This is a genomic window from Cupriavidus sp. GW822-FHT02D05 (assembly GCF_058802485.1).
This window is the reverse complement of sequence record NZ_JBXAOE010000002.1, coordinates 286,160-310,790: the sequence shown is the minus strand read 5'-3', so window position 1 is coordinate 310,790 and position 24,631 is coordinate 286,160. Positions and strand designations below refer to the sequence as shown.

Sequence of the window (24,631 nt, the reverse complement as noted above, 5' to 3'; positions counted from 1 at the left end):
AGAGAAGCGGAGACCATCATGAAAGTCAGCGACATCCTGCAGATCAAGGGCAACACGCTCTATACGGTGAAGCCGGAAACGTCACTGCTGCTGGCGGTCAACATCATGGCAGAGCACGATATCGGCTCGCTGGTGGTGATGGAATACGGCGACCTGGTCGGCATGCTGACCTTCCGCGAGATCATCAAGACGCTCTCCGCCAACGGGGGCAACGTCGGCACCACCAGCCTGCGCAAGGTCATGGACGACGCGCCGCTGACCTGCACCATGGAGACGGACGTCAATGAAGTCCGCCGCATGATGCTGGAGCGCCACACCCGTTACCTGCCGGTGCTGGACAACCGGACGCTGATGGGCGTGATTTCGTTTTACGACGTGGCCAAGGCCGTGGTGGAAGAGCAGAGCTTCGAGAACCGCATGCTCAAGGCCTACATCCGCGACTGGCCGGAAGAAAAGAGCGATTGAGCCGCCCATGGCGCGAGAGGCGCCACGTAGCGGCGGCCGGGTTGGGCCGATCGAGGCGCTGCGGGCTGTGCACCCTCCTGGGGCGCGCCCATAGTCCGTACAAGTGGTAAATGCCGCGCAACGACGCGGCATCTTTTTGAGCCGACTGCGACATGAGCGCTACATGAGCCAACAAAACCAATTCCGTCTGCTCCGCACGCGCCGCTTCGCGCCCTTCTTCTGGACCCAGTTCCTGGGCGCCATGAACGACAACCTGTTCAAGGTCGCCTTCACCTCGCTGGTCACCTACCATACGGCCCTGTTCGACGGTGTTGACGCCAAGAGCGCGGCGTTCCTGATCTCAGCCATCTTTATCGCACCGTTCGTGCTGTTCTCGGCCACCAGCGGCCAGATCGCCGACAAGATCGAGAAGTCCCGGCTGATCCGGCTGGTGAAGACGCTGGAAATCGCCATCATGCTGCTGGGGCTGGCGGGTTTTGCCATGCATAGCGCGCCCTTGCTCTACACGGGCACCTTCCTGATGGGGTTGCACTCGACGCTGTTTGGCCCGGTCAAGTTCGCTTACCTGCCGCAGCACCTGGACGAGACCGAGCTGGTGGGCGGCAACGGCCTGGTGGAGATGGGCACCTTCGTGGCCATCCTGCTCGGTACCCTGCTTGGCGGCGAACTGGCCGGCCTGACCCATGGCGAGAAGATCGTGGGGCCGTTCTATGTCGGCGCAGCTTGCGTGGTGCTGGCGCTGGCCGGCCGCATGGTGTCCGCGCGCGTGCCGGACTCGCCGGCGCCGCAACCTGACCTGCGCATCAACTGGAACCCGTTTACCGAGACCTGGCGTAACCTCAAGCTGGCGCGCACCGACCGCACGGTGTTCCTGAGCTTGCTGGGGATTTCCTGGCTCTGGTTTTTGGGCGCGACCTTCCTCACCTCGTTTTTCAGCTTTGCCAAGGACGTGCTGGGCGGCGACCAGAACGTGGTGACGCTGCTGCTGGCGGTGTTCTCGCTGGGCATCGGCACCGGCTCGCTGCTGTGCGAGCGGCTGTCCGGTCGGCATGTCGAGATCGGCCTGGTGCCGTTCGGCTCGATTGGCATGACGGTGTTCGCGGTCGACCTGTTCTTTGCCAGCAACGGCGAGCAGCACAGCGAACTGTCCGGGCTGGCCGGCTTTGCCGCCGACCCGCGCCACTGGCGCGTGCTGATCGACCTGTTCCTGCTGGCGATGTTCGGCGGCTTCTACAGCGTGCCGCTGTACGCGCTGATCCAGAGTCGCTGCGCGCCGACGCACCGGGCCCGCATCATCGCCGCCAACAACATCCTCAACAGCTTCTTCATGATCGGCTCCTCGCTGCTGGCGGTGGTGCTGACCCAGGCCGGCTTCAGCATTCCGCAGCTGTTCCTGGTGGTGGGGCTGCTCAACGCGATGGTTGCCATCTACATCTACTCGCTGGTGCCGGAGTTCCTGCTGCGCTTCATTGCCTGGATCCTGGTGCATACGGTGTATCGCCTGAAGCGCGTCAACGCCGAGCACATTCCGGCCGAGGGCGCGGCGGTGCTGGTGTGCAACCACGTCAGCTTTGCCGATGCGGTGGTGCTGATGGCCGCCAGCCCGCGGCCGGTGCGCTTCTTGATGGATCACCGCATCTTCAAGGTGCCGCTGATGTCGTGGTTCTTCCGCCAGGCCAAGGCGATCCCGATCGCGCCGGCGCACGAGGACCCGGTCATGCTGGAGCGTGCCTACGATGAAGTCGCGCGGGCGCTGGCCGGCGGCGACCTGGTCTGCATCTTCCCGGAGGGCAAGATCACGGCCACCGGCGAGCTCAATCCTTTCAAGCAGGGCGTGCAGCAGATCATCCGGCGCACCCCCGTGCCGGTCGTGCCGATGGCGCTGCGCGGGCTGTGGGGCAGCTTTTTCTCCCGCAAGGGCGGCAATGCCATGTCCCGGCCATTCCGGCGCGGCATCCTGAATCGGCTGGAACTGGTCGTGGGCGACCCGATCGCGCCGGAACTGGCCACGCCGGAGGGCTTGCAGCAGGTGGTGCAGGGCTTGCGCGGCGAGTGGCGCTAACGATAAGCGGGAGGCGGCAACCATGATCACGCTTTACACCTTCGGGCCGGCCTTCGGCCTGCCAGACGCCAGCCCTTTCGTCACCAAGGCCGACATGCTGCTCAAGCTCGCGGGACTGCCGTATCGCGCCGCGCAGGGCGGCCTGCGGCGCGCGCCCAAGGGCAAGCTGCCCTATCTCGACGACGAGGGCCGCGTGGTGGCGGACTCCACGCTGATCCGCTGGCACCTGGAGAAGACCTACCACATCGACTTCGATGAAGGGCTGACGCGGTCCCAGCGTGGCACGGCCTGGGCGGTCGAGAAGATGCTGGAAGATAACTTCTACTGGGCTGTGGCCGATGCGCGCTGGAACCACGACGCCAATTTTGCCCGGGGCCCGGCGACGTTCTTCCGCGCCGTGCCCTGGCCGGTGCGCGGGCTGGCGATGCGTTTTGTGCGCTCGAAGATCCGCCGCATCCTGTGGACGCAGGGGCTCGGGCGCCATAGCCCGGCCGATCTGGCCGCGATAGCCAGCCGCGATGTGGCGGCCGTGGCCGATGTGCTGGGTGGCCAGCCCTACCTGATGGGCGACAAGCCTTGCGGCGCCGACGCCACGGTCTTCGCCTTCATGGCCGGCGCGCTGTGCCCGCTGTTCGACACGCCGATCCGCACCGCCGCCGAATCCCACCCCAGCCTGGTGGCCTACGTGGCGCGGATGCGGGAGCGCTTCTATCCGGACCTGCAGGCGGCGCCCGCGCCCTGAGCGCGAGCCGGGGAGGGCCGCAAGGGCGGCAAAAGCCTTACAATGTAGCCCGTTCCCCAATTCTCACGCCCTGCGCGGCCTCCCATCATGTCCGGCAATACTCTCGGCCTGCTCTTCACTGTCACCACTTTCGGCGAATCGCACGGGCCGGCCATCGGCGCGGTGGTGGATGGCTGTCCGCCGGGCATGTCCCTGACCGAGGCCGACATCCAGCTGGACCTGGATCGCCGCAAGCCCGGCACCTCGCGCCACGTCACGCAGCGCCAGGAGCCCGACCAGGTCGAGATCCTGTCCGGCGTGTTCGAGGGCAAGACCACCGGCACGCCGATCTGCCTGCTGATCCGCAACACCGACCAACGCAGCAAGGACTACGGCAATATCGTCGAGACCTTCCGCCCGGGCCACGCCGACTACACCTACTGGCAGAAGTACGGCATCCGCGACTATCGCGGCGGCGGCCGCTCGTCGGCCCGCCTGACGGCACCGGTGGTGGCAGCGGCGGCCGTGGCCAGGAAGTGGCTGCGCGAGCAGTATGGCACCGAGATCCGGGGCTATATGTCGCAGCTGGGCGAAGTCCGCGTGCCGTTCGTGGACTGGGCGGAAGTGCCGGAGAATCCCTTCTTTGCCCCCAATGCGGAGATCGTGCCGGAGCTGGAAACCTATATGGACGCGCTGCGCCGCGACGGCGACTCCGTCGGCGCGCGCATCGAGGTGGTGGCGAGCCATGTGCCGGTGGGCCTGGGCGAGCCGCTGTTCGACAAGCTCGATGCCGATATCGCGCATGCCATGATGGGCATCAACGCCGTCAAGGGCGTGGAGATCGGCGCGGGGTTTGAGAGCGTGAGCCAGCGTGGCAGCGTGCATGGCGACTCGCTCAGCGCCGAAGGCTTCCGTGGCAATAACGCCGGCGGCGTGCTTGGCGGCATCTCGACCGGCCAGGACGTCACCGTCTCGCTGGCAATCAAGCCCACCTCCAGCATCCGCACCCCGCGCGAATCCATCGACAAGGCAGGCCAGCCCACCACGGTGGAAACCTTCGGCCGCCACGATCCCTGCGTGGGCATCCGCGCCACCCCCATCGCCGAAGCCATGCTGGCGCTGGTGCTGATGGACCATGCGCTGCGCCACCGTGCCCAGTGCGGCGACGTCAAGGTCGATACCCCGCGCATTCCCGCCCAGTCGCCGCAGTCCGGCCCGTCGCGCTGAGTTGGCGCAGGCGGAACAACACGCCCGCGCCGCGGGTGCCGGGCGCGTCTCCGAGACGCGCTTTGGCCTGTTTTATCTTGGCTACTACGGCTACGTCGGCGTCATCTCCCCCTATGTGAGCCTGTTCTTCGCCGGGCGCGGTTTCTCCCCGGTGCAGATTGGCGTGCTGATGGCCTGCTTCCAGGTCAGCCGCATCGTCGGCCCGTATTTCTGGGGCTGGCTGTCCGACGTGATGCATACCCGCGTGCGCCTGCTGCGCCTGGCCGCCGTGACATCCTTGCTGGCGTTCCTGATGGTGCCCGGCGTCACCAGCTACGGCGCAATGATGGCGATGATGATCGGGCTGAACCTGATCACCAGCGCCATGTCTCCGCTGGGCGACGCGCTCACCATCTCCACGCTGCGCCGCTACGGCGCCTTCGATTACCGCTACGGGCGCATCCGCATGTTCGGCTCGGCCGGCTTTATCGCGGCCGTGCTGATGGGTGGGGCGCTGTTCGAGCACTACGGCATGGAGGTGTTCCCGTGGCTGGCGAGCGCCATGCTGGCGCTGTTCCTGGTGGTGGTGTTCGGCATGCGCGATGCGCCCGAGGACGGGCCGCGCGTCAAGCCGCCGCCGGCGCTGCCGCTGCTGCGCCGTCCCGATGTGAGCTGGTTCTTCGGCTCGGCGTTCCTGATGATGTTCGCCCACGCCGCGCTGTACGTGTTCTATTCGCTGTACCTGGAGCAGCTTGGCTACAGCAAGTTCGCCATCGGCGTGATGTGGACCATCGGCGTGGTGGCCGAGATCGTTTTCTTCTTTTACCAGGGGCGGTTGTTCGCAAGCGTACCTTTGCGCACCATCCTGGCCGGCACCTTCGTGCTGGCCGCGATCCGCTTTGGCCTGACCGGCTACTTCGCCCAATTGTCATGGCTGATGGCGCTGGTGCAGGTCCTGCACGCGGCCACCTTCGGCGCGCACCATAGCGCCAGCCTGAAACGCCTGCAGCGCTGGTTCGCGGGGCCCTTGCAGGGGCGTGGCCAGGCGCTTTACACCGGCCTTTCCTACGGCCTTGGCGGCACCTGCGGCGGGCTGGCGATGGGGTGGACCTGGAAGGCGCTCGGGCCCGCGCACACATTCGGGCTGGCGGCACTAGCGGCGGCGGGCGGCGCACTGTGCGCGTTCATGACGTTCCGTACGGAGGCGGCGTCCGACGCCAAGGCGGATGCCGCCACGGCCGGGCGCTGACGCGCGCCGGCATTTGGATCGTTCAGGGCTTCACAGCAGGCTTGCCACGTGCTCGGCCAGCGCCAGCGACGAGGTCAGCCCGGGCGACTCGATGCCGAACAGGTTGACCAGCCCCGGCACACCATGGGTGGCTGGGCCATCAATGCGGAAATCCGCCGCGGGCTCGCCCGGCCCGCTGATCTTGGGGCGGATGCCGGCATAGCCCGGCTGCAGCGCGCCGTCGGCCAGTCCCGGCCAGTAATTGCGCACTTCACCGTAAAAGCTGTCGGCATCGGCCGGGTCCACGCCGTACTCGATCTCGTCGATCCAGCGCACATTGGGGCCGAAGCGCGCCTGGCCGCCCAGGTCGATCGTCAGGTGCACGCCCAGGCCGGCGGCCTCCGGCACCGGGTAGATCAGGCGCGAGAAGGGGGCGCGCCCGGCCAGTGTGAAGTAGCAGCCTTTGGCGTAGTACTGCGGTGGAATATGTGCGGCAGGCATGCCTTCGATGCTGCGCGCCAGCGCCGGCGCGGTCAGGCCGGCCGAGTTGATCACGGTGCGGGCCAGCAGCGTGGTGCCGTCCGCCTCGTCCTGGCTGCCCACGTCGAGGCGGATGCCATCCGGCATCACGGCGCCGCCGGCCACGGGCGACTGCACCGCCAGCATGGCGCCGGCGTTCTCGGCGTCGCCCAGCAAGGCCAGCATCAGGCCATGGCTGTCGACGATGCCGGTGGACGCAGAGAGCAGGGCGGCGCGGCATTGCAGGTTTGGCTCCAGCGCCTGCGCCTCGGCCTGGCTGAGCAACTGCAGGTCATGCACGCCATTGGCCGCGGCTTTGGCCCTGATGCCTTCCAGCGTGGCGACCTGGGCCTCGGTGGTGGCTACGATCAGCTTGCCGCAGCGCTGGTGCTGGATGTGGTGCGAGGCGCAGTAGTCGTACAGCATGGCCTTGCCGCGCACGCACATCGCGGCCTTGAGCGAGCCGGCCGGATAGTAGATGCCGGCGTGGATCACTTCGCTGTTGCGCGCGCTGGTGATGGTGCCGAAGGCGTTCTCGGCTTCCAGGATGATGACTTCGCGGCCCTGCATGGCCAGTTGTCTCGCCACGGCCAGGCCCACTACGCCCGCGCCGATTACCACGCAATCTACTTGTTCCATTGTCGTTCTCTGCTGATGCGGCCGGCGCCTGTCAGGCGGTACGTGCCGCGGGTCCCTGGATTGTGTTGTGCCGTGGATAGGCCCTGCGCTCTGCGCGCCAGGGCTTAACGCAAAGTCAGCCCCATGCGCTTGGCTGCCGCGCCGAGGTGCCTGCGTGCGGCCTGCCGCGCCGCGCTGGCGTTGCCGGCGGCAATGGCCTGCACCAGCGCGGTGTGCTCGCTATCCGCGCCCTGCGAGCCGCCGCGAAAGCGGGCGGCGTTTTCCCAGGCGGTTTGCCGCGCCGCCAGCATGTGCTGGCCAACAAAATCGGTCAGGCCGGTGAAGCAGGGGTTGTGCGCGGCCTGCGCGATGGCGTGGTGGAACGCCACGTCGGCGGCTGCGGCGCTGGTGAAATCTTCGGCGTGCTCGCGCATCGCGGCCAGCGCGGCGTGGATGGCTTGCAGGTCCTCGTCGGTGCGGCGCAGCGCGGCCATTTCGGCGCAGGCGCATTCCACCACCATGCGCAACTCGAATAGCTGGGCCGGGGTCGGACCGCCTTGCAGTTCGGGGGCCATGCGCCATACCTGCCCGCCGGGCGTGTCCGATACATAGGCACCCGAGCCTTTGCGCGTGACCAGCAGCCCGTCCGCCTTCAGTTGTGCAATGGCCTCCCGGACGATGGGGCGGCTCACGCCAAAAGTCTCGCCAAGGGCGGCTTCGGCCGGGAGCCGGGCGCCGGCGGCAAAGCGGCCCGCTGCGATGTCGGCGCGCAGGGCGTCGGCGATACGTGCGGCAAGCGAGGCGGGGCGGCTTAGGATGGTCATCGATTAATATGTAAGGCTGTCAGACAGATTGTGGCGAGATTTTGCGAGGAAAGCGAGACGGCGTCAAGGCATGCCTGCCCCCTTGGCTGTCCGATTGTTCTCAAGGTTTTCCAGGAATGCGCCGATAGCAAACTGGATGGGATGCGCTATTCACTTGGTACATCGCGGCGCCTTGAGGCAGCCGCGCCAGCCGCTCTGTGCACTGAGCGCCTCGCTAGGTGGTGGCCGGGACGACCGTTTCTGCGTTCCCGTAGCCGCCGTTGGATCTGCCACGCCCGCTGCCCGGGCGTTCACCGGTGCTAACCATGATTGCACTCACCCCTAACGATCTCCCCGTCGGCCAGCCCTTGCCTTGGTCCTTGCTGGACGAGGCAGGCAATCTCGTGCTCGGCAGCGGCAGCGTGATTCCCGAGGACCGCGACGTCGCCCTGGTGTTTCGCCATGGCACTGTGTGCCGGCCGGAGGACGAGCCGGGCGAACCGGGCGAGCCGATGGACAGCGGGCGGCTGGCCAGTGCGGGGCCGCTTGGCCTGCAGGTGGGCACGCTGCTTCAGGTCAAATCGCCGGGGCAGACCGGGCGCGCCGCGGCCAGCCGGCTGATCGGATTTGTCGAGCAGGGCCTGTTCGTGACCTGGCCGCAGCTCGGCGGGAAGGAACTGCAGCTCAAGCCCGGCGAGACGGTGTTGCTGCGCGGCTTTTCCGGTCACGCCATCCTCAGTTTCGAGTCGACGGTGACCGCCATCTGCCGCAGTCCATTCCGCTACCTGGTCTTGTCGGCGCCGGCCGAGCCGCAGCAGATGCCGGTGCGCAAGGCGACCCGCGTGCTGACGCGGCTGGCGGCTTACCTTGTGGATCCCGGCAGCACGGACGATGAGGCTGCGGCACAGCACCAGCCTGCCCGCCTGGTGTTGCTGACCGACCTGAGCACTGGCGGCGCGCAGATCCAGATCGCCGGCGCAGTGCCGGCGCCCGGTGCGCCGGTACGCTTGTGCTTCCATCTGCGCACCGCCGCGCTGGACAGCGAGATCATGGTCGACGGGGTGGTGCGCAACGCGTTGCCTGCCGAGGGCGATGTGGAGTTTCCCACGTTCGGCGTTGTGTTCGAAGCCCTAGGCGAGCGCGAGCTGACGCTGCTCCAGTGCTTTATCTATGAGCAGTTGCTGGCCAATGCCAGCATGCAGGTCACCGCCGCGTGAGAGGGGGCGGCGTCTGGAGTCATCCTGCTAACACGGATTCTTGCCCGAATCACGCTTCCCGTCTCTACTGTCCCCTGCGAGAAGATCCGGCACGGCATGCTGGCATTGTGGCGGGCCGGTATCCCGATGCCTGCCACAAGGAGACATCATGAAGCGTTTATCCCGCCTTGGCGCGCAATTGCGCGCGCCCATCCTGGCAGCCCTGCTAGCCATTGCCATGCCAGCCATGGCTGATATCGCGCAGGGCGGCAGCCAGGCGAGTGCTTTGTCGATGGACGAACGCGCGCTGGGACTGGAAGATTTTTCGAGTGGAACCAAGCCAGTTAGTGCCGACGCCGGTGCCGACGGCACACGCCTGCTGGTCGGGATGTCGCCCCTGGACGTGGCCTCGGCCACCGCCCTCGGCAAGCCGCGCGAGGCGGGCGGCATGACGGACGTGGTGCTGGCCCTGATCGACGGGATCGGGCAGGTGCCGCTTGCTGGCCCGGCACTCATCACGCTGATTGCGGGCGTGGCTGATGTGATTGGCTGGTATCAGAGCGTGGCCGACGACAAGCCGCTCTACCATGATTCACTGACGTCGCCCGCAACGTCGAGCCCGCAGGTCTGAGCCCAAAAAAACGGCACCGAACCCGGTGCCGTTGTTCTTGCCATGCGGCTAAGTTACATGCCCACGTAGTTCGGGCCGCCGCCGCCTTCCGGCGTCACCCATACGATATTCTGGGTGGGATCCTTGATGTCGCAGGTCTTGCAGTGCACGCAGTTCTGCGCGTTGATCTGCAGGCGTTCCTTGCCGTCGTCATTCTGCACGAACTCGTACACACCGGCTGGGCAGTAGCGGCTTTCGGGGCCGGCAAACTTGTCCCAGTTGACATTGACTGGGACGCTTGCGTCCTTGAGCGTCAAGTGGGCCGGCTGGTTTTCCTCATGGTTGGTGTTGCTGATGAACACCGAGCTGAGGCGATCGAAGGTGAGCTTGCCGTCCGGCTTCGGGTAAACGATCTGCGGGCACTCGGCGGCTGGCTTGAGGTAGACGTGGTCCGGCTTCTCGCGGTGGATGGTCCAGGGCGGGTTGCGGATGCCCAGCTTGGGCAGCAGCCATTGCTCGATGCCGGTCATCAGCGTGGCGGTGGTGCGGCCCTTCTTGAACCACTGCTTGAAGTTTTTTGCCTGCAGCAGTTCCTTGTGCAGCCAGCTGTTCTCGAAGGCGGTCGGGTAGGCCGTCAGTTCGTCGTGCTGGCGGTTGGCCTGCAGCGCATCATAGGCGGCTTCGGCGGCCATCATGCCGGTCTTGATGGCAGCGTGGCTGCCCTTGATGCGCGAGGCGTTCAGGTAACCGGCGTCGCAGCCGACCAGGGCGCCACCCGGGAACACGGTCTTGGGCAGCGACAGCAGGCCGCCGGCCGTAATGGCGCGCGCGCCGTAGCTGATGCGCTTGCCACCTTCGAAATACGTGCGGATTTCCGGGTGCGTCTTGAAGCGCTGGAACTCCTCGAACGGGGAAAGCCAGGGGTTGGTGTAGTCCAGGCCCACCACGAAGCCCACAGCGACCTTGTTGTCTTCCATGTGGTACAGGAAGGAGCCGCCGTAGGTGGCCGGGTCCAGCGGCCAGCCGGCGGTGTGCACCACCAGGCCTGGCTGGTGCTTGGCGGGATCGATCTCCCACAGCTCTTTCAGGCCGATACCGTAGCTTTGCGGATCCTTGCCGTCATCGAGCTTGTACTTGGCGATCAGTTGCTTGCCCAAGTGGCCGCGCGACCCTTCGGCGAAGATGGTGTACTTGGCGTGCAGCTCCATGCCGAGCTGGAAATTCTCGGTCGGCTCGCCTTCCTTGTTGATGCCCATGTTGCCGGTGGCCACGCCCTTGACCGAGCCGTCGTCGTTGTAGAGCACCTCGGCGGCCGGGAAGCCCGGGAAGATCTCGACGCCCAGGCCTTCGGCCTGTTGCCCCAGCCAGCGCGTGAAGTTGGACAGGCTGACGATGTAGTTGCCGTGGTTGTGGAAGCACTCCGGCAGCAGGGCGGACGGCGTGGCCTTGGAACCGGTTTCGTTGAGGAACAGGAACTTGTCTTCAGCGACCGGTTGGTTCAGCGGGGCGCCGAGTTCCTTCCAGTTGGGGATCAACTCATTGAGCGCAACCGGGTCCATGATGGCGCCGGACAGGATGTGGGCGCCCGGCTCGGAGCCTTTTTCCAGCACGCAGACATTGACCTCGGTGCCTTTCTCCTGGGCGAGCTGCTTCAGGCGGATGGCGGTTGCCAGGCCGGCGGGGCCGCCGCCAACGATGACGACGTCGTATTCCATGGCCTCGCGGGGGCCGTACTGCTCCAGGAGCTGTTGCTGATTCATTGTCTCTAACCCTCTATTCTTGGCAACTTGCGCGCAATTGTGGGAAATGCCGTGTTCGGTGGTACCGGGGATGCGATGATCGGGCGGAACTTGGGGCAAGGGCGGGGCGGCGCACTCGCCAAATCGTGGCGGCCATGCGCGTTTTTCCTCTTTCCCTTTGTGGCCCGAGTTCTTAGAATCTCCGGCATTGTCCGGGACTCGCCATGGTCAGGCAAGATTTTTTTTGGAACGACCGTTCTTTTTTTTGATATGCTGCCTTCGGTTTCAGCAGGCAGATTTCGCGAGGAGCTCCCGTAGGCCGTGGCCATGGCAGGCGGCGCCGGGGGCTCCCGAACATAGAGGCCATTATGGGTTTGTCGATCAATCTGGAAGGCAAGGTCGCGCTGGTGACAGGCGCTTCGAGCGGTCTGGGCACGCGGTTTGCCCATGTCCTGGCGAGTGCCGGCGCCAAGGTCATCCTGGCGTCGCGGCGTACCGAGCGGCTCAAGGAGCTGCGTGCCGCGATCGAGGCCGAGGGCGGCAGCGCGCACGTGGTGCAGCTCGACGTGACCGACCACGACAGCGTGCGCTCCGCGGTGGCGCATGCCGAGACCGAGGCCGGGGCGATCGACATCCTGGTCAATAACTCGGGCGTCTCCACCACCCAGCGCCTGACCGACGTCACCCCCGACGACTTCGATTTCGTCTTCGACACCAATACCCGGGGCGCTTTCTTCGTGGCGCAGGAAGTGGCCAAGCGCATGATTGCGCGCGCCAAGGGCGCCGAGAAGAACGGCAATCCGCTGCCGCAGTCGCGTATCGTCAATATCGCGTCGGTCGCCGGGCTCAAGGTGCTCTCGCAAATCGGCGTGTACTGCATGAGCAAGGCCGCGGTGGTGCACATGACCAAGTCGATGGCGCTGGAGTGGGCGCGCCATGGCATCAACGTCAACGCCATCTGCCCCGGTTATATCGACACCGATATCAATCACCACCATTGGGACACCGACGCCGGCCAGAAGCTGGTCCAGATGCTGCCCCGCAAGCGCGTGGGCAAGCCCGAGGACCTGGACGGCCTGTTGTTGCTGCTGGCGTCCGACCAGTCGGCATTCATCAACGGCGCAATCATTACCGCCGACGACGGCATGGTATAGCCGCCAGAAGGGGCGGCGCGCGCTTGCGTGCGCCTGCCGGCAGGTTGGCCCTGGCCCGCGCCAAAAGCGGCGGCGGGGCGTGCGATTCCCGGTCCCTGGGCTTATCCGGTCCCTTTGGGCACCCTGCGGAATCGATGGCCTGCCGGATTCCCACGGCCAGAAGATTGCCTGTTGGCGCGGCATGGAGCAAAAGTTCCCGCGCGCTCGGCAAGTCTTGGCATAATCCGCCATGTCTTGAGATTAAGTCTTTACATAATTCAAAGAGAAAATCCGTGTGCAGCCAGCGGCGCCGCGCGGACCGGACCGGAGGCCGGGGAGATGCAAGCAGATCGGGAGGGGCGGCGCGATGCCGACCCAAAACACGTCACGGCCATGCCGGACGAGACTGGCGCCAGCCAGCAAGGGGACAGCGGCTTCAAGGTATCGCCGCGAATTGAAGACTGGGTTGGCGTGATCGTCATGGTGCTGCTGGTGTGCATCACCTTCGCCAACGTGGTGGTCCGTTATTTCACCGATGAATCGTTTGCCTGGACCGAGGAATTCTCGGTCTTCCTGATGATCGTGCTGGCCCTGGTGGCAGGCAGCGCGGCCGTGGCGCGCGACCGCAATATCCGCATTGAATTCTTTTTCGATCGTGGCAGCGCGGCGCGGCAGCGGCGCCTGGCGGTGCTGTCGGCGGTGGCCGTTGCAGTCATGTTCATCGCGCTGGCGGTGCTGGGCGCTCGCGTGGCGTGGGACGAATACACGTTTGGTGAGACCTCGCCGGGCATTGGCGTGCCGAGCTGGTGGTACTCCGTCTGGCTGCCGGTGCTGTCCGCCGCCATCGCGCTGCGGGCGCTCGGCGTAGCGGTGCGCAACCTGCGCGCGCTCAAGGCCCTGCATGCCGAGCGGGTTGCCGGCGCAGCAGCTTCGGAGTCCACGCCATGACCCTCATTGCCATTATCCTGTTCGTGGTGTTCCTGGGCTTGATGATGCTGGGCGTGCCGATCGGCGTGTCGCTGGGGCTTGGCGGCCTGGTGGCGATCGGGCTGTCCAACGTGGACACCCAGATGTTCGGCCTGCTGGCCGTGCCGCAGAATTTCTACGCCGGCCTGGGCAAGTACCCGCTGCTGGCGATCCCGATGTTCGTGCTGGTCGGCTCGATCTTCGACCGTTCCGGCGTGGCGCAGCGGCTGGTGACCTTCGCCATTGCCATTGTCGGGCGCGGTCCGGGCATGCTGCCGCTGGTGGCCATCCTGGTTGCCATGTTCCTGGGCGGCATCTCCGGCTCCGGCCCGGCCAATGCGGCCGCGGTGGGTGGCGTGATGATTGCTGCGATGTCGCGGGCCGGCTATCCCGGCGCGTACAGCGCGGCCGTGGTCGGCGCTGCCGCCGCAACCGACATCCTGATTCCGCCGTCCGTTGCCTTCATCATCTACAGCGTGCTGGTGCCCGGCGCCTCGGTGCCGGCGCTGTTCGCCGCCGGCATGATCCCCGGCATCCTGGCCGGCGTGGCGCTGATCGTGCCGGCCGTCTGGCTGGCGCGCAAGCACAATATGGGCGCCATCGAGGCCGGCCTGCCGCGTCCCCCGTTCTGGAAGAGCCTGCGCGAAGCGGCCTGGGGCCTGGTCGCGCCGTTCCTGATCCTGGGCGGCATGCGCGCGGGCTGGTTCACGCCGACCGAAGCCGCCGTGGTGGCGGTGGTGTACGGCCTGTTCGTTGGCATGGTGATCTACCGCAGCATCGGCATGCGCGACCTGTTCGTGATCTTCCAGGAGGCGGCGGAGACTTCCGCGGTGATCCTGCTGGTGGTGGCGCTGGCCGGCATCTTTGCCTACGCGCTGTCCACGCTGGGCGTGATCGATCCGCTGGCCAATGCCATTGCGCATTCCGGGCTGGGCGAATACGGCGTGCTGGCGCTGATCGTGGCCTTGCTGATGACGGTGGGGATGTTCCTCGACGGCATCTCGATCTTCCTGATCTTCGTGCCGCTGCTGCTGCCGATCGCCAATGCCTTTCACTGGAACCCGGTTTGGTTCGGGGTGGTGCTGACGCTCAAGGTCGCGCTTGGCCAGTTCACGCCGCCGCTGGCGGTGAACCTGATGGTTTCGTGCCGGATCGCGCGCGTGCGCATGGAAGAGACCGTGCCCTGGGTGGTGTGGATGCTGCTGGCGATGTTCGTCGCCATGCTGCTGGTGCTGGCCTTCCCGCCGCTGGCGACCTGGTTGCCTGACTACCTGGGTTATTGAGTTATTCGAGGTGTTGACATTCTCGTTGCCCATAAGAAACACACAACAGATCCTGAGAGGAGAGAACGCATGAAACGTCGTGCCCTGATGCTGTCGCTGGCAGCCACCATCGCCGCTGCCGCCCTCGCGCCCGCTGGCGCCATGGCGCAGAGCTACAAAGCCGAGTACAAGATGTCGCTGGTGCTCGGCCCGGCCTTCCCGTGGGGCAAGGGCGGCGAGATCTGGGCCGACCTGGTGCGCCAGCGCACCAGCGGCCGCATCAACATCAAGCTGTACCCGGGTACCTCGCTGGTGGCCGGCGACCAGACCCGTGAGTTCTCGGCGATCCGCCAGGGCGTGATCGACATGGCGGTGGGCTCGACCATCAACTGGTCGCCGCAGGTCAAGGAGCTGAACCTGTTCTCGTTGCCGTTCCTGATGCCTGACTACAAGGCACTGGACGCCCTCACGCAAGGCGAGGTCGGCAAGTCGATCTTCGCGACCCTGGACAAGTCCGGTGTGGTGCCGCTGGCCTGGGGCGAGAACGGCTTTCGTGAAGTCTCCAACTCCAAGCGCGAAATCCGCAAGCCGGAAGACCTGAAAGGCATGAAGCTGCGTGTGGTGGGCTCGCCGCTGTATATCGAGACCTTCAACGCGCTCGGTGCCAACCCGACCCAGATGAGCTGGGCCGACGCGCAGCCGGCCATGGCCTCGGGCGCGGTGGATGGCCAGGAAAATCCGCAATCGGTGTTCGCCGCCGCCAAGCTCTACACGGTGGGCCAGAAGTACGTGACCACCTGGGGCTACGTGGCTGACCCGCTGATCTTCGTGGTCAACAAGCAGATCTGGGAAAGCTGGACGCCGGCCGACCGCGAGATCGTCAAGCAAGCCGCCATCGACGCCGGCAAGCAGGAAACGGCGCTGGCCCGCAAGGGCCTGGTCGAGGCGGGCGCACCGGCCTGGAAGGATATGGAGGCCCACGGTGTGAAGGTGGCGCAACTGACGCCGGCTGAGCACGATGCCTTCCGCAAGGCCACGGCCAAGGTCTATGACAAGTGGAAGAAGCAGATTGGCGTGGACCTCGTGAGCAAGGCAGAAACCTCGATCGCCAAGCGTTAAGCGGCGCGCAGTTGCAGTAGCGTGGGGTGGCGCCAACGCCTCCCCACGCGCCAGTGGGGCTGTTGCGGGAATGGCAACGCCAATCCCGCAATGGTTACAAAACGCGGTCCCTGCTGGGAAGCTTGTTACAATCCGCGGTCGGTGAGGTGCGCGCTGCGCATCATTGCCGTCGGGTAGTGCCGCATGATGCACCCCGATTTCCTGAACCGTATTTCGTCCCTGTCCCAGCCGGAACGCCATGTTGAATAATTCCTGCCGCGCCCCCTTGCTAGCCAGTCTGATTGGCCTGGCCTTGTCGCTGTCCGCCTCCGGTGTCGTGGCGGCGGCCGAGCCCGTGCCGATGTCGGTGGCCCCGGCGCCGCTGACCGCTTCGGGCAGCATGCCGCAGGCCTCGCCGGCTTCCCTGGGGTTGGTGTCGGAGCTGCAGAAGCGCCTGCGTGACAGGTCGGTGCGCGAGCTGCGCACCAGCTACAACGGCGACTACGGCACCACGCTGATGCTTGCTGACGATCAGGTGGTTTGCTATGTGGCGCTGTTTTACCAGAAGAATCTCTGGCGGGTTTTCCGCTTCGAATCGATTGGGGCGGCGGAACAGGCTTACCGCCAGGTAACGCAGCAGAGCGCGGTCTGGGCTGATGACGATATCCGCCGCCAGGTGCTGGCATCGCAAAAACGCGCGTTTGACAAGGCACTGCAAGAAACCGAGGCGCGTGCCAATGCGCTCAATGAAGACGTGCGCGTGATGCAGGCGCAGCGCCAGCGTATCGCCGAAGAGCAGAAGGCGGCGCGCATCGAGGTGCAAAGCGCGGAAATCGAGAGCCGTGCCTCCCGTATCCGCCTGGAGCAGCTGCAGCAGCAGATCCGCCGCATGGAATCGTCCCTGACGGATTCCGGCCTCGCCATGCCCGGCGCGGCGGGCAGCGATCGCCCTGTGCGCCGCTAAGCCATCGTTCTCCTGGTTTTGCCTATCATGCCGGCGGCGTCCGTCGCCAGCATGAACTTGCCTCAACGTCTGAACGCAGATTCGGATTGGTCCGAGATGAGCATGCTTGGCTGATCGAAGGCCAAGGCAGCCGTCCTCCCGATGTGCCGATGCGTGAACCGTCGCTTTCGCCGATGGAAGCGACCGGCTCCCGGTGTTACGCTCACGCGGATGAAACCCGTATTCACTCTGCGCATGCCCATCCGTTGGGGCGACATGGACGCCATGGGCCATGTCAACAACACGGTCTACTTCCGTTACCTGGAACAGGCGCGCATTGCCTGGTTCGAGTCGCTGGGACATGGCGGCAAGGACCCCAGCGGTTGCGGGCCAGTCATCATCAACGCCCACATGAGTTTCCTGAAGCAGTTGCGCTATCCCGGGGATATCGAGTGCCGGATGTTTGCGGGCGACCTGGGGCGCACGAGCTTCGAGACCCGCATGGAGATCCGCCGCATCGACCAGCCGGACGTGGTGTACGCGCAAGGCGGCGCCAAGGTGGTCTGGTGCGACTACGAGGCCGAAAAATCAGTGCCCGTGCCGCCGGCAATCCGGGCGCTGATGATGGAGTAGGGCGCCGCCCTTAGTGGTTGACCAGGCGTTGCACCAGGTCGACCGAGGTATGGGCGCCGTACTTCTTCATCAGCCTGGCCCGGTAGATGTCCACCGTGCGGGGGCTGATGGAGAGCAGCTTGCCGATCTGCTTGCTGGTCTTGCCATCCACCAGTTGCGCGGCGATATCGCGTTCGCGCGCCGTCAGCTCGGCGGTGACCGGGCGCTTCTGCGATAGGTCTTCGAAGGTCCAGATGCCGGCGCCCAAGGGCTGCAGGCGGTCCAGCGAGCGCCCGGTGACGTGGCACCAGAACAGGTCGCCGCCGGCGCGCTTCATGATGCGCTCGTCGGAGTAGGAGCCTTTGGCGTTCATGATCGGCACGATGCGCGCGCCGGTACGCTCGAACTCGTCTGCGGTGGGATAGAGCACCTGGAACGATTCGCCGATCAGGGCGGCCCGGGTGGTGCCAAAGATGCGGCAGAGCTCGTCGTTGCAGTCCTCGATCATGCGCTCGCGCGACAGCACGAGGCCGACTGGGGCGAGCTGGAAGGCGGTCTGGTAGTCGATAGCGGGCATTTGCTTATGTAATTGTACGTATTGGCGCGGGATGCGACGCTTGCGTATGCTGTCGGACGGTTGGCAACTGGACGATCTCCGTCCGATTGTACCGTTACAATTTCCCTGCGTGACTCGCCGGCATCACCTGGAGGCGGGCGCAATGACAGGAAATCACCGAGGAAGGAGCAAACATGAACAAGGTCTACGCCAGCGCCGCGGAGGCGCTCGCGGGCGTCGTTCGCGACGGCCAGACGATCGCGGTTGGCGGTTTCGGTCTGTGCGGCATCCCGGAGGCGCTGATTGCCGCGCTGCGCGACAGCGGCGCCAAGCAACTCACCTGCATCTCGAACAACGCTGGCGTTGACGGTTTCGGCCTGGGCCTGCTGCTCGCCACACGCCAGATCAAGAAGATGATTTCGTCGTACGTGGGTGAGAACAAGGAGTTCGAGCGCCAGTACCTGGCCGGCGAACTCGAACTGGAATTCACCCCGCAGGGCACGCTGGCCGAGAAGCTGCGCGCCGGCGGCTCGGGCATCCCGGCCTTCTTCACCAAGACCGGCGTGGGCACCATCGTGGCCGACGGCAAGGAAATCCGCGAGTTCGATGGCCAGCAGTACGTGATGGAACGCGCGCTGACCGCTGACGTGGCCCTGGTCAAGGCGTACAAGGCGGACCGCGCCGGCAACCTGGTGTTCCGCCGCACCGCGCGCAACTTCAACCCGATGTGCGCGATGGCCGGCAAGGTCACCGTCGTCGAGGTCGAGCACCTGGTCGATACCGGCACGCTGGATCCGGATGAGGTCCACACCCCGGGCATCTTCGTGCAGCGCATCGTGCTGAACGCCAACCCCGAGAAACGCATCGAGCAGCGCACCGTGCGTGCCGCGGGCTAAGGAGAATCATCATGGCATGGACACGTGACGAAATGGCGGCGCGCGCCGCGAGCGAACTGCAGGACGGCTTCTATGTGAACCTGGGCATCGGCCTGCCGACGCTGGTGGCCAACCACGTGCCGCAAGGCATGGAAGTCTGGCTGCAATCCGAGAACGGCCTGCTGGGCATCGGCCCGTTCCCGACCGAGGCCGAGGTCGACGCTGACATGATCAACGCCGGCAAGCAGACCGTGACGACCCTGCCGGGCTCGTCGATCTTCTCCTCGGCGGATTCCTTCGCGATGATTCGCGGCGGCCATATCAACCTGGCTATCCTTGGCGCCATGCAGGTCAGCGAGAAGGGCGACCTGGCCAACTGGATGATCCCGGGCAAGATGGTCAAGGGCATGGGCGGCGCGATGGACCTGGTGGCTGGTGTCGGCCGCGTGGTGGTCCTGATGGAACACACCGCCAAGAAGAAGGACGGCAGCGAGGACATCAAGATCCTGGCGTCGTGCGCGCTGCCGCTGACCGGCGTGGGCGTGGTCAATCGCATCATCACGGACCTTGGCGTGATCGACGTGACCGAAGCCGGCTTGAAGCTGGTGGAGACCGCGCCGGGCGTGAGCCGCGAAGAGATCCAGAGCAAGACGGGCGCTCCGCTGCTCTGATACGCGCTGTCGCAATGAAAAAAACCCCGCGAGCTCGCGTTCGCGGGGTTTTTTATTCTCAGCGCCGGGGGCTTCAGGTGCTGCGCTTGTTGTAGCTGGCGAAGACCGATGCGCCGCCATCCGCGCGGACCAGCAGGACATCGAACGGGTCCTTGCGCTTACCCTGTTCCATGCCTGGCGAGCCAACTGGCATGGCGGGCACGGCCAGGCCCACGGCCTTGGGCTTGCTGGCTACCAGCCGCCTGATGTCGGCGGCCGGCACATGCCCCTCGATCGCATAGCCTGCGATGCGGCCGGTATGGCAGGAGCCGAAGCGCTCTGGCATGCCGAAGCGGGCGCGATAGACGCCGGTGTCTTCCACGTCGCGCACGGTCACGGCAATGCCATTCGCGCGCAGGTGCTCGACCCAGCCCTCGCAGCAGCCGCATTGCGGGCTCTTGTACACCTCGATGGCGAGCGGGGCGGCAGCGGCGCTGGCACCGGCGCGCAGCCCCAGCGAGGCGGCGGCGCCCAGGGTCAGGGCGCGCAGAACGTGGCGTCGCTGCATGCTCCGTGCCTTTGTGTTCATTGCGCTCATTGCGCCACCCAACCGCCATCCATGTTCCAGGCCACGCCGCGCACCTGGCGGGCCGCGTCGCTGGCCAGGAACACGGCCAGCGCGCCGAGTTCGTCGGGCGTGACGAACTGGCCGGAAGGCTGCTTCTCGATCACCAACTCGTGCTTGGCCTGCTCCACGGGAATGCCGTCCTTCTGCGCGCGCGCTTCCACCTGCTTTTGCACCAGCGGCGTCAGCACCCAGCCCGGGCAGATCGCATTGGCGGTCACGCCGGTCTGGGCGGTTTCCAGCGCGGTGACCTTGGTCAGGCCGACGATGCCGTGCTTGGCGGCTACGTAGGCGGATTTTTGCGCGGAGGCCACCAGCCCGTGGGCGGAGGCGATATTGATGATGCGGCCCCAGTCCTTGCGCCTCATGCCAGGCAGGGCGAGGCGGGTGGTGTGGAAGGCGGAGGTCAGGTTGATGGCGATGATCGCGTCCCAGCGCTCGGGCGGGAAGTCCTCGATATTGGCCACGTACTGGATGCCGGCATTGTTGACGAGGATGTCGGCGCCGCCGAATTCCGCGTCGGCGTAGCGCATCATGTCTTCGATCTCGGCGGACTTGCTCATGTCCGCGCCGTGGTAGCCCACGCGAATGCCCGCGCCGGCCTGCGCGATCTCGCGCTCGGCGGCTTGCGCATCGCCGAAGCCGTTGACGATGATGTTGGCGCCCTGGGCGGCCAGTGCCTGTGCGATGCCGAGCCCGATACCGCTGGTGGAACCCGTGACCAGTGCCGTCTTGCCTTTAAGCATGTTTGCCCTTTCGTCGGAGTGCTTTGCACGTTGGAGTTGGACTGCGCGAGGGACCCGTCGCGCGCCAGCGGCAAAGGCATGGCGGCGAGAACCCCGATGCTGTGGCATTGTAACTGCTGCAGCGTACAATCCAGCTTTGCCCAACCCGGGCGCCACCATGCCGGCGGCGCCGTTCTCGCTACCGTATTGCCAGGGAGTTCAGATGTCGTCAGTCAGTCCGCGCCTCGGCTTCGTCCAGTGCATCAGCCCGGCGGGCCTTCACCGCATGGCCTATCACGAATGGGGCGATCCCACCAATCCCCGGGTGCTGATGTGCGTGCATGGCCTGACGCGCACCGGCCGTGACTTTGACACGGTGGCCGCCGCCTTGTGCGGCGAGTACCGCGTGGTGTGCCCCGACGTGGTCGGGCGCGGCCGCTCGGACTGGCTCGCGGACCCGCGCCGCTACGTGGTGCCGCAGTACGTGTCCGATATGGTCACCCTGATCGCTCGGCTCAATGTCGAGCAGGTCGACTGGTTCGGCACCTCGATGGGCGGGCTGATCGGCATGGGGCTGGCTGGCCTGCCCAAGTCGCCGGTGCGCAAGCTGCTGCTCAACGACGTGGGCCCGCGCATCGCCGCCTCGGCGGTGGAGCGGATCGGTGCCTACCTAGGCCTGCCGGTGCGCTTCAAGACCTTCGAGGAAGGCCTCGCCTACCTCCAGACCATCAGCGCGTCTTTTGGCCGGCACACGCCCGAGCAATGGCGCGAGCTCAATGGCGCCATCCTCAAGCCGGTGCAGGGCGCCGAAGGCCTGGAATGGGGCTTGCATTACGATCCGGCGATGGCGCTGCCGTTCCGCGAGACCACGCCCGAGCAGGTGAGCGCAGGCGAGGCGGCGCTGTGGCAGATGTTCGAGGCCATCCAGGCGCCCACGCTGGTGGTGCGCGGCGCGCAGTCCGATCTGCTCACGCGCGAGACGGTGGCGGAGATGGTGGCGCGCGGGCGCAACGTGACTTCTGTGGAAGTGCCGGATGTGGGGCATGCCCCGACGTTCATCGATCCCGCGCAAGTGGCCATCGCCAAGCAGTTTTTCCTGGGCGCGGGCTGAAGCGAGAGGCGCTGCCCGGTCCCGATGATTTTGATGTTTTACCCGACGACTAAAGTATTGCCATGAGTACCAATGAACTGAAGCGCGCCCACGTGGGCAAGCGCCTGTCCGAATACGCGATCTACAACGGCGTGGTCTACCTCGCCGGCCAGGTGCCGGAAGTCGATCCCGGCGCGGACCTGCGTGGCCAGACCGGCGAGGTGCTGGGCCATATCGAGCGCCTCTTGAACGAAGCGGGCAGCGACAAGAGCCGGATTCTCTCGTGCCAGATCTTCCTCACCGACGTCGACCAGATCGGCATCATGAACGAAGTCTGGGACGCGTGGGTGGTGCAGGGCCATACGCCCCCGCGCGCCACCGTGGAGGCTCGCCTGGCCAATCCGCAGTACCTGATCGAAGTGGTGGTCACCGCCGCGCTCAAGTGAGACTGGGGCAGCGAGATGGTGACGTCGACTGACCTGACCGGGCAGATTGCCGGCACGCCCGATGCCGGGCTGGTGGAGCGCGCCCTGGCGTTCGTGCGCGAGCGTGGCAGCGCTGCGTTGCTGCCCACGGGCGAAACCGTGCTCTCGCATGCCGAGGGCATGCTGCGCATTCTCGACGGCCTGCGCGTCGACGATGCCGCGCGCGCGGCGGCCTGCCTGTTTGCGCTGGCCGCGTTCGTACCTGGCAGCGAGGCGGAAATCGAGCCGCTCTTCGGCGAAGAAGTAGCGGGGCTGGTCAAGGGTGTGCGGCAGTTGTTGCGTATCGGCGCGATCGCGGTGGGCCACAGCGGCGCGCCCGAAACCACCAAGGATGAAATCGCCGCGCGCCAGGAGCAGGTGGAGGCGCTGCGCAAGATGCTGCTGGCCTTCGCGCAGGACATCCGCGTGGTGCTGGTACGCCTCGCCTCGCGGCTGCAGACGCTGCGCTGGCTGGCGCAGGTCAAGGCGCAGCCGCTGCCGGGGGTCGCGCGCGAAACGCTGGACATCTACGCGCCGCTGGCCAACCGGCTCGGGATCTGGCAGATGAAGTGGGAGCTGGAGGACCTGGCATTCCGCTTCGAGCAGCCCGACACCTACAAGCGCATCGCGCGGCTGCTCGACGAAAAACGCATCGAGCGCGAAGGCTATATCGCCAGCGCCATCGCGCGGCTGCAGTCCGAGCTGGCATCGGCCGAGATCCGAGCCGAGGTGAGCGGGCGGCCCAAGCATATCTACAGCATCTGGAAGAAGATGCGTGGCAAGGAGCTCGACTTTGCCGATCTCTACGACGTGCGCGCCTTCCGCGTGATCGTTGACGACATCAAGGATTGCTACACCGTGCTGGGCATCGTGCACCATATCTGGCAGCCGATCCCGCGTGAGTTCGACGACTACATTTCCCGGCCCAAATCGAACGGCTACAAGTCGCTGCACACGGTGGTGATCGGCGACGACGGGCGCGCCTTCGAGGTGCAGATCCGCACCCAGGAGATGCATCACTTCGCCGAGTACGGCGTGGCCGCGCACTGGCGCTACAAGGAAGCGGGCAGCAAGGGCTATAGCGGCCAGTTCTCCGCCAGCGAACGCTACGACGAGAAGATCGCGTGGCTGCGCCAGCTGCTGGCGTGGAAGGACGACGCCGATCATTCGGTTGCGCACGACGAGTCGCCCTGGGAGCAGCTCAAGCACGCGGCCATCGACGACCACATCTATGTACTGACGCCGCAGGCGCGCGTGGTGGCGTTGCCGCAGGGCGCTACGCCGGTGGATTTCGCGTACTACCTGCATACGGACCTGGGCCATCGCTGCCGCGGCGCACGTGTGGACGGCACCATGGTGCCGCTGAACACGCCGCTGAAGAACGGCCAGACGGTGGACATCATCGCCGTCAAGCAGGGCGGCCCGTCACGCGACTGGCTCAACGCGGAACTAGGCTACCTGGCCAGCCCGCGTGCGCGCGCCAAGGTGCGCGCCTGGTTCAATGCGCTGGATTCGCAAGAGACCATGTCGCAAGGCCGCGCGCTGATCGACAAGACCTTGCAGCGCGAGGGCAAGACCGCTGTCAACCTGGATGACCTTGCCGCGCGCCTGGGCTTCAAGACGCCGGACGACCTGTTCGCCGCGGTTGCCAAGGATGAGTTCAGCCTGCGCCATGTGGAGCAGGCGCTGCGGCACCCCGAGGGCGAAGCCGCGGTGGTGCAGAGCGAGGAAGAGGCCGTCACCAAGAAGAGCCGCGCCACCAGCGTGGCGCGTGGCGCCAAGAGCGGTGTGCTGGTGGTGGGCGTGGATTCGCTGCTCACGCAGATGTCCAAATGCTGCAAGCCGGCGCCGCCGGACGAGATCGTGGGCTTTGTCACGCGCGGGCGCGGCGTCTCGATCCATCGCCGCACCTGCCACACCTTCGGGCAGCTCTCGGCGCGTGCGCCGGAGCGCGTGATCCATACCGAGTGGGGCAAGCGCAGCGATGCCGTCTATCCGGTGGACATCCACGTGGAGGCGATCGACCGGCAAGGGCTGCTGCGTGACATCTCCGAAGTGCTGTCGCGCGAGAAGATCAACGTCACCGGCGTGAAGACGCTGTCGAGCAAAGGCGTCGCGCGGATGCAGTTCACCGCCGAGGTTGCCGAGGCCACGCAGTTGCAGCGCGCACTCGGTTTGATCGAAGATGTGGTGGGGGTCTTGCAAGCGAAAAGAAAGTGATGCTATACTTTCGTTCTCCGTAGGCTCGTAGCTCAGCTGGTTAGAGCACCACCTTGACATGGTGGGGGTCGTTGGTTCGAGTCCAATCGAGCCTACCAACGAACAAGCAGTAAGACGTAGGCGCAGTGCAGCAAGCGCATACAGCGGTTAGTTTCAAGTAGTACCATAGGCTCGTAGCTCAGCTGGTTAGAGCACCACCTTGACATGGTGGGGGTCGTTGGTTCGAGTCCAATCGAGCCTACCAA

Annotated in this window: 24 protein-coding genes and 2 tRNA genes; 20 read left to right on the top strand and 6 right to left on the bottom strand. The window is 65.8% G+C overall.

Annotation, left to right across the window (positions count from 1 at the left end; genetic code table 11):
- The first annotated feature begins 18 nt into the window (after nucleotides 1–18).
- From AC1RQK_RS03830 to AC1RQK_RS03810, 5 genes are all read left to right on the top strand, one after another.
- Nucleotides 19–465 carry a CBS domain-containing protein gene (locus AC1RQK_RS03830; RefSeq protein ID WP_174422769.1) on the top strand — a complete coding sequence of 149 codons (447 nt, stop codon included), beginning with the start codon at nucleotides 19–21 and terminating at the stop codon, nucleotides 463–465.
- Nucleotides 466–628: 163 nt separating this feature from the next.
- The gene (locus AC1RQK_RS03825) at nucleotides 629–2,527 is read left to right on the top strand and encodes an MFS transporter (RefSeq protein ID WP_492374747.1); all 1,899 of its coding nucleotides are present in this window, start codon (nucleotides 629–631) and stop codon (nucleotides 2,525–2,527) included.
- Nucleotides 2,528–2,549: 22 nt separating this feature from the next.
- The gene (locus AC1RQK_RS03820; RefSeq protein WP_492374746.1) at nucleotides 2,550–3,269 is read left to right on the top strand and encodes a glutathione S-transferase C-terminal domain-containing protein; all 720 of its coding nucleotides are present in this window, start codon (nucleotides 2,550–2,552) and stop codon (nucleotides 3,267–3,269) included.
- A gap of 87 nt (nucleotides 3,270–3,356) precedes the next feature.
- Nucleotides 3,357–4,475 carry a chorismate synthase gene (aroC, locus tag AC1RQK_RS03815; protein ID WP_492807725.1) on the top strand — a complete coding sequence of 373 codons (1,119 nt, stop codon included), beginning with the start codon at nucleotides 3,357–3,359 and terminating at the stop codon, nucleotides 4,473–4,475.
- 1 nt (nucleotide 4,476) lies between these two features.
- Entirely contained in the window at nucleotides 4,477–5,703 is a 1,227-nt protein-coding gene (locus AC1RQK_RS03810) for an MFS transporter (RefSeq protein ID WP_492807723.1), read from the top strand.
- Nucleotides 5,704–5,733: 30 nt separating this feature from the next.
- Here AC1RQK_RS03810 and AC1RQK_RS03805 read toward each other — a convergent pair whose 3' ends face one another.
- Both AC1RQK_RS03805 and AC1RQK_RS03800 read right to left on the bottom strand, forming a co-directional pair.
- Nucleotides 5,734–6,840: an NAD(P)/FAD-dependent oxidoreductase gene (locus AC1RQK_RS03805; protein ID WP_492374743.1), complete on the bottom strand. Its 1,107-nt coding sequence runs from the start codon at nucleotides 6,838–6,840 to the stop codon at nucleotides 5,734–5,736.
- Between the two features lie 104 nt (nucleotides 6,841–6,944).
- Nucleotides 6,945–7,643, bottom strand: a complete 699-nt coding sequence (locus tag AC1RQK_RS03800) for a FadR/GntR family transcriptional regulator (protein WP_492374742.1) — start codon at nucleotides 7,641–7,643, stop codon at nucleotides 6,945–6,947.
- A gap of 305 nt (nucleotides 7,644–7,948) precedes the next feature.
- Here AC1RQK_RS03800 and AC1RQK_RS03795 point away from each other — a divergent pair, with 305 nt between their 5' ends.
- Together AC1RQK_RS03795 and AC1RQK_RS03790 are read left to right on the top strand one after the other, a co-directional pair.
- Nucleotides 7,949–8,839: a flagellar brake protein gene (locus AC1RQK_RS03795; protein ID WP_492374741.1), complete on the top strand. Its 891-nt coding sequence runs from the start codon at nucleotides 7,949–7,951 to the stop codon at nucleotides 8,837–8,839.
- Between the two features lie 148 nt (nucleotides 8,840–8,987).
- Entirely contained in the window at nucleotides 8,988–9,449 is a 462-nt protein-coding gene (locus AC1RQK_RS03790; protein WP_492374740.1) for a hypothetical protein, read from the top strand.
- A 53-nt stretch (nucleotides 9,450–9,502) separates the two neighbouring features.
- Here the strand turns inward: AC1RQK_RS03790 and AC1RQK_RS03785 are convergent, their stop codons facing one another.
- On the bottom strand, nucleotides 9,503–11,188 hold the full coding sequence (locus AC1RQK_RS03785; protein ID WP_492374739.1) for an electron transfer flavoprotein-ubiquinone oxidoreductase: 1,686 nt from the start codon (nucleotides 11,186–11,188) through the stop codon (nucleotides 9,503–9,505).
- Between the two features lie 347 nt (nucleotides 11,189–11,535).
- On the opposite strand from AC1RQK_RS03785, the gene AC1RQK_RS03780 reads away from it, so the two are divergent.
- From AC1RQK_RS03780 to AC1RQK_RS03755, 6 genes are all read left to right on the top strand, one after another.
- Entirely contained in the window at nucleotides 11,536–12,321 is a 786-nt protein-coding gene (locus AC1RQK_RS03780; RefSeq protein ID WP_043345010.1) for an SDR family oxidoreductase, read from the top strand.
- A 318-nt stretch (nucleotides 12,322–12,639) separates the two neighbouring features.
- Nucleotides 12,640–13,248, top strand: a complete 609-nt coding sequence (locus tag AC1RQK_RS03775; RefSeq protein WP_492374738.1) for a TRAP transporter small permease — start codon at nucleotides 12,640–12,642, stop codon at nucleotides 13,246–13,248.
- On the top strand, nucleotides 13,245–14,549 hold the full coding sequence (locus AC1RQK_RS03770; protein WP_492374737.1) for a TRAP transporter large permease: 1,305 nt from the start codon (nucleotides 13,245–13,247) through the stop codon (nucleotides 14,547–14,549). Before AC1RQK_RS03775 ends, AC1RQK_RS03770 begins: the two co-directional genes overlap by 4 nt.
- Before the next feature lie 69 nt (nucleotides 14,550–14,618).
- Nucleotides 14,619–15,647, top strand: coding sequence for a DctP family TRAP transporter solute-binding subunit (locus AC1RQK_RS03765; protein ID WP_492374736.1), 1,029 nt, complete (start codon nucleotides 14,619–14,621; stop codon nucleotides 15,645–15,647).
- 238 nt (nucleotides 15,648–15,885) lie between these two features.
- Nucleotides 15,886–16,590 (top strand): DUF2968 domain-containing protein, encoded by a 705-nt coding sequence (locus tag AC1RQK_RS03760; RefSeq protein ID WP_174422757.1) that lies wholly within the window; start codon nucleotides 15,886–15,888, stop codon nucleotides 16,588–16,590.
- Between the two features lie 210 nt (nucleotides 16,591–16,800).
- On the top strand, nucleotides 16,801–17,202 hold the full coding sequence (locus AC1RQK_RS03755) for an acyl-CoA thioesterase (RefSeq protein ID WP_492374735.1): 402 nt from the start codon (nucleotides 16,801–16,803) through the stop codon (nucleotides 17,200–17,202).
- A 10-nt stretch (nucleotides 17,203–17,212) separates the two neighbouring features.
- Here AC1RQK_RS03755 and AC1RQK_RS03750 read toward each other — a convergent pair whose 3' ends face one another.
- A complete protein-coding gene (locus AC1RQK_RS03750; protein ID WP_492374734.1) occupies nucleotides 17,213–17,758 on the bottom strand; it encodes a PAS domain-containing protein in 546 nt (181 codons plus the stop codon).
- A 173-nt stretch (nucleotides 17,759–17,931) separates the two neighbouring features.
- Here AC1RQK_RS03750 and AC1RQK_RS03745 point away from each other — a divergent pair, with 173 nt between their 5' ends.
- Complete coding sequence (locus AC1RQK_RS03745; protein ID WP_492374733.1) at nucleotides 17,932–18,633, top strand: CoA transferase subunit A; 702 nt, start codon at nucleotides 17,932–17,934, stop codon at nucleotides 18,631–18,633.
- Between the two features lie 11 nt (nucleotides 18,634–18,644).
- A complete protein-coding gene (locus AC1RQK_RS03740; RefSeq protein WP_150983922.1) occupies nucleotides 18,645–19,283 on the top strand; it encodes a CoA transferase subunit B in 639 nt (212 codons plus the stop codon).
- 73 nt (nucleotides 19,284–19,356) lie between these two features.
- Here AC1RQK_RS03740 and AC1RQK_RS03735 read toward each other — a convergent pair whose 3' ends face one another.
- Both AC1RQK_RS03735 and AC1RQK_RS03730 read right to left on the bottom strand, forming a co-directional pair.
- On the bottom strand, nucleotides 19,357–19,830 hold the full coding sequence (locus AC1RQK_RS03735; RefSeq protein ID WP_492374732.1) for a DUF411 domain-containing protein: 474 nt from the start codon (nucleotides 19,828–19,830) through the stop codon (nucleotides 19,357–19,359).
- 26 nt (nucleotides 19,831–19,856) lie between these two features.
- Complete coding sequence (locus tag AC1RQK_RS03730) at nucleotides 19,857–20,633, bottom strand: 3-hydroxybutyrate dehydrogenase (RefSeq protein ID WP_492807719.1); 777 nt, start codon at nucleotides 20,631–20,633, stop codon at nucleotides 19,857–19,859.
- 202 nt (nucleotides 20,634–20,835) lie between these two features.
- On the opposite strand from AC1RQK_RS03730, the gene phaZc reads away from it, so the two are divergent.
- The 5 genes from phaZc (at nucleotide 20,836) to AC1RQK_RS03705 (ending at nucleotide 24,630) form a co-directional block, all read left to right on the top strand.
- Nucleotides 20,836–21,723, top strand: a complete 888-nt coding sequence (phaZc, locus tag AC1RQK_RS03725; RefSeq protein WP_492374730.1) for a 3-hydroxybutyrate-oligomer hydrolase PhaZc — start codon at nucleotides 20,836–20,838, stop codon at nucleotides 21,721–21,723.
- Nucleotides 21,724–21,785: 62 nt separating this feature from the next.
- Entirely contained in the window at nucleotides 21,786–22,148 is a 363-nt protein-coding gene (locus tag AC1RQK_RS03720; protein ID WP_416048153.1) for a RidA family protein, read from the top strand.
- Between the two features lie 15 nt (nucleotides 22,149–22,163).
- Complete coding sequence (locus AC1RQK_RS03715) at nucleotides 22,164–24,386, top strand: RelA/SpoT family protein (RefSeq protein ID WP_492374729.1); 2,223 nt, start codon at nucleotides 22,164–22,166, stop codon at nucleotides 24,384–24,386.
- 21 nt (nucleotides 24,387–24,407) lie between these two features.
- Nucleotides 24,408–24,484 (top strand) — tRNA-Val (locus AC1RQK_RS03710).
- Between the two features lie 69 nt (nucleotides 24,485–24,553).
- Nucleotides 24,554–24,630: transfer RNA gene (locus tag AC1RQK_RS03705), tRNA-Val, on the top strand.
- The last annotated feature ends 1 nt before the right edge of the window (nucleotide 24,631 follow it).

Coding starts and splice junctions, on each gene's coding strand:
- AC1RQK_RS03795 (WP_492374741.1), top strand. CDS start 7,949: ATGATTGCACTCACCCCTAACGATCTCCCCGTCGGCCAGCCCTTGCCT.
- AC1RQK_RS03740 (WP_150983922.1), top strand. CDS start 18,645: ATGGCATGGACACGTGACGAAATGGCGGCGCGCGCCGCGAGCGAACTG.
- AC1RQK_RS03805 (WP_492374743.1), bottom strand. CDS start 6,840: ATGGAACAAGTAGATTGCGTGGTAATCGGCGCGGGCGTAGTGGGCCTG.
- AC1RQK_RS03735 (WP_492374732.1), bottom strand. CDS start 19,830: ATGCAGCGACGCCACGTTCTGCGCGCCCTGACCCTGGGCGCCGCCGCC.
- AC1RQK_RS03745 (WP_492374733.1), top strand. CDS start 17,932: ATGAACAAGGTCTACGCCAGCGCCGCGGAGGCGCTCGCGGGCGTCGTT.
- AC1RQK_RS03785 (WP_492374739.1), bottom strand. CDS start 11,188: ATGAATCAGCAACAGCTCCTGGAGCAGTACGGCCCCCGCGAGGCCATG.
- AC1RQK_RS03770 (WP_492374737.1), top strand. CDS start 13,245: ATGACCCTCATTGCCATTATCCTGTTCGTGGTGTTCCTGGGCTTGATG.
- AC1RQK_RS03755 (WP_492374735.1), top strand. CDS start 16,801: ATGAAACCCGTATTCACTCTGCGCATGCCCATCCGTTGGGGCGACATG.
- AC1RQK_RS03790 (WP_492374740.1), top strand. CDS start 8,988: ATGAAGCGTTTATCCCGCCTTGGCGCGCAATTGCGCGCGCCCATCCTG.
- AC1RQK_RS03830 (WP_174422769.1), top strand. CDS start 19: ATGAAAGTCAGCGACATCCTGCAGATCAAGGGCAACACGCTCTATACG.
- AC1RQK_RS03825 (WP_492374747.1), top strand. CDS start 629: ATGAGCCAACAAAACCAATTCCGTCTGCTCCGCACGCGCCGCTTCGCG.
- phaZc (WP_492374730.1), top strand. CDS start 20,836: ATGTCGTCAGTCAGTCCGCGCCTCGGCTTCGTCCAGTGCATCAGCCCG.
- AC1RQK_RS03765 (WP_492374736.1), top strand. CDS start 14,619: ATGAAACGTCGTGCCCTGATGCTGTCGCTGGCAGCCACCATCGCCGCT.
- AC1RQK_RS03780 (WP_043345010.1), top strand. CDS start 11,536: ATGGGTTTGTCGATCAATCTGGAAGGCAAGGTCGCGCTGGTGACAGGC.
- AC1RQK_RS03730 (WP_492807719.1), bottom strand. CDS start 20,633: ATGCTTAAAGGCAAGACGGCACTGGTCACGGGTTCCACCAGCGGTATC.
- AC1RQK_RS03720 (WP_416048153.1), top strand. CDS start 21,786: ATGAGTACCAATGAACTGAAGCGCGCCCACGTGGGCAAGCGCCTGTCC.
- AC1RQK_RS03750 (WP_492374734.1), bottom strand. CDS start 17,758: ATGCCCGCTATCGACTACCAGACCGCCTTCCAGCTCGCCCCAGTCGGC.
- aroC (WP_492807725.1), top strand. CDS start 3,357: ATGTCCGGCAATACTCTCGGCCTGCTCTTCACTGTCACCACTTTCGGC.
- AC1RQK_RS03760 (WP_174422757.1), top strand. CDS start 15,886: ATGTTGAATAATTCCTGCCGCGCCCCCTTGCTAGCCAGTCTGATTGGC.
- AC1RQK_RS03820 (WP_492374746.1), top strand. CDS start 2,550: ATGATCACGCTTTACACCTTCGGGCCGGCCTTCGGCCTGCCAGACGCC.
- AC1RQK_RS03715 (WP_492374729.1), top strand. CDS start 22,164: ATGGTGACGTCGACTGACCTGACCGGGCAGATTGCCGGCACGCCCGAT.
- AC1RQK_RS03775 (WP_492374738.1), top strand. CDS start 12,640: ATGCAAGCAGATCGGGAGGGGCGGCGCGATGCCGACCCAAAACACGTC.
- AC1RQK_RS03800 (WP_492374742.1), bottom strand. CDS start 7,643: ATGACCATCCTAAGCCGCCCCGCCTCGCTTGCCGCACGTATCGCCGAC.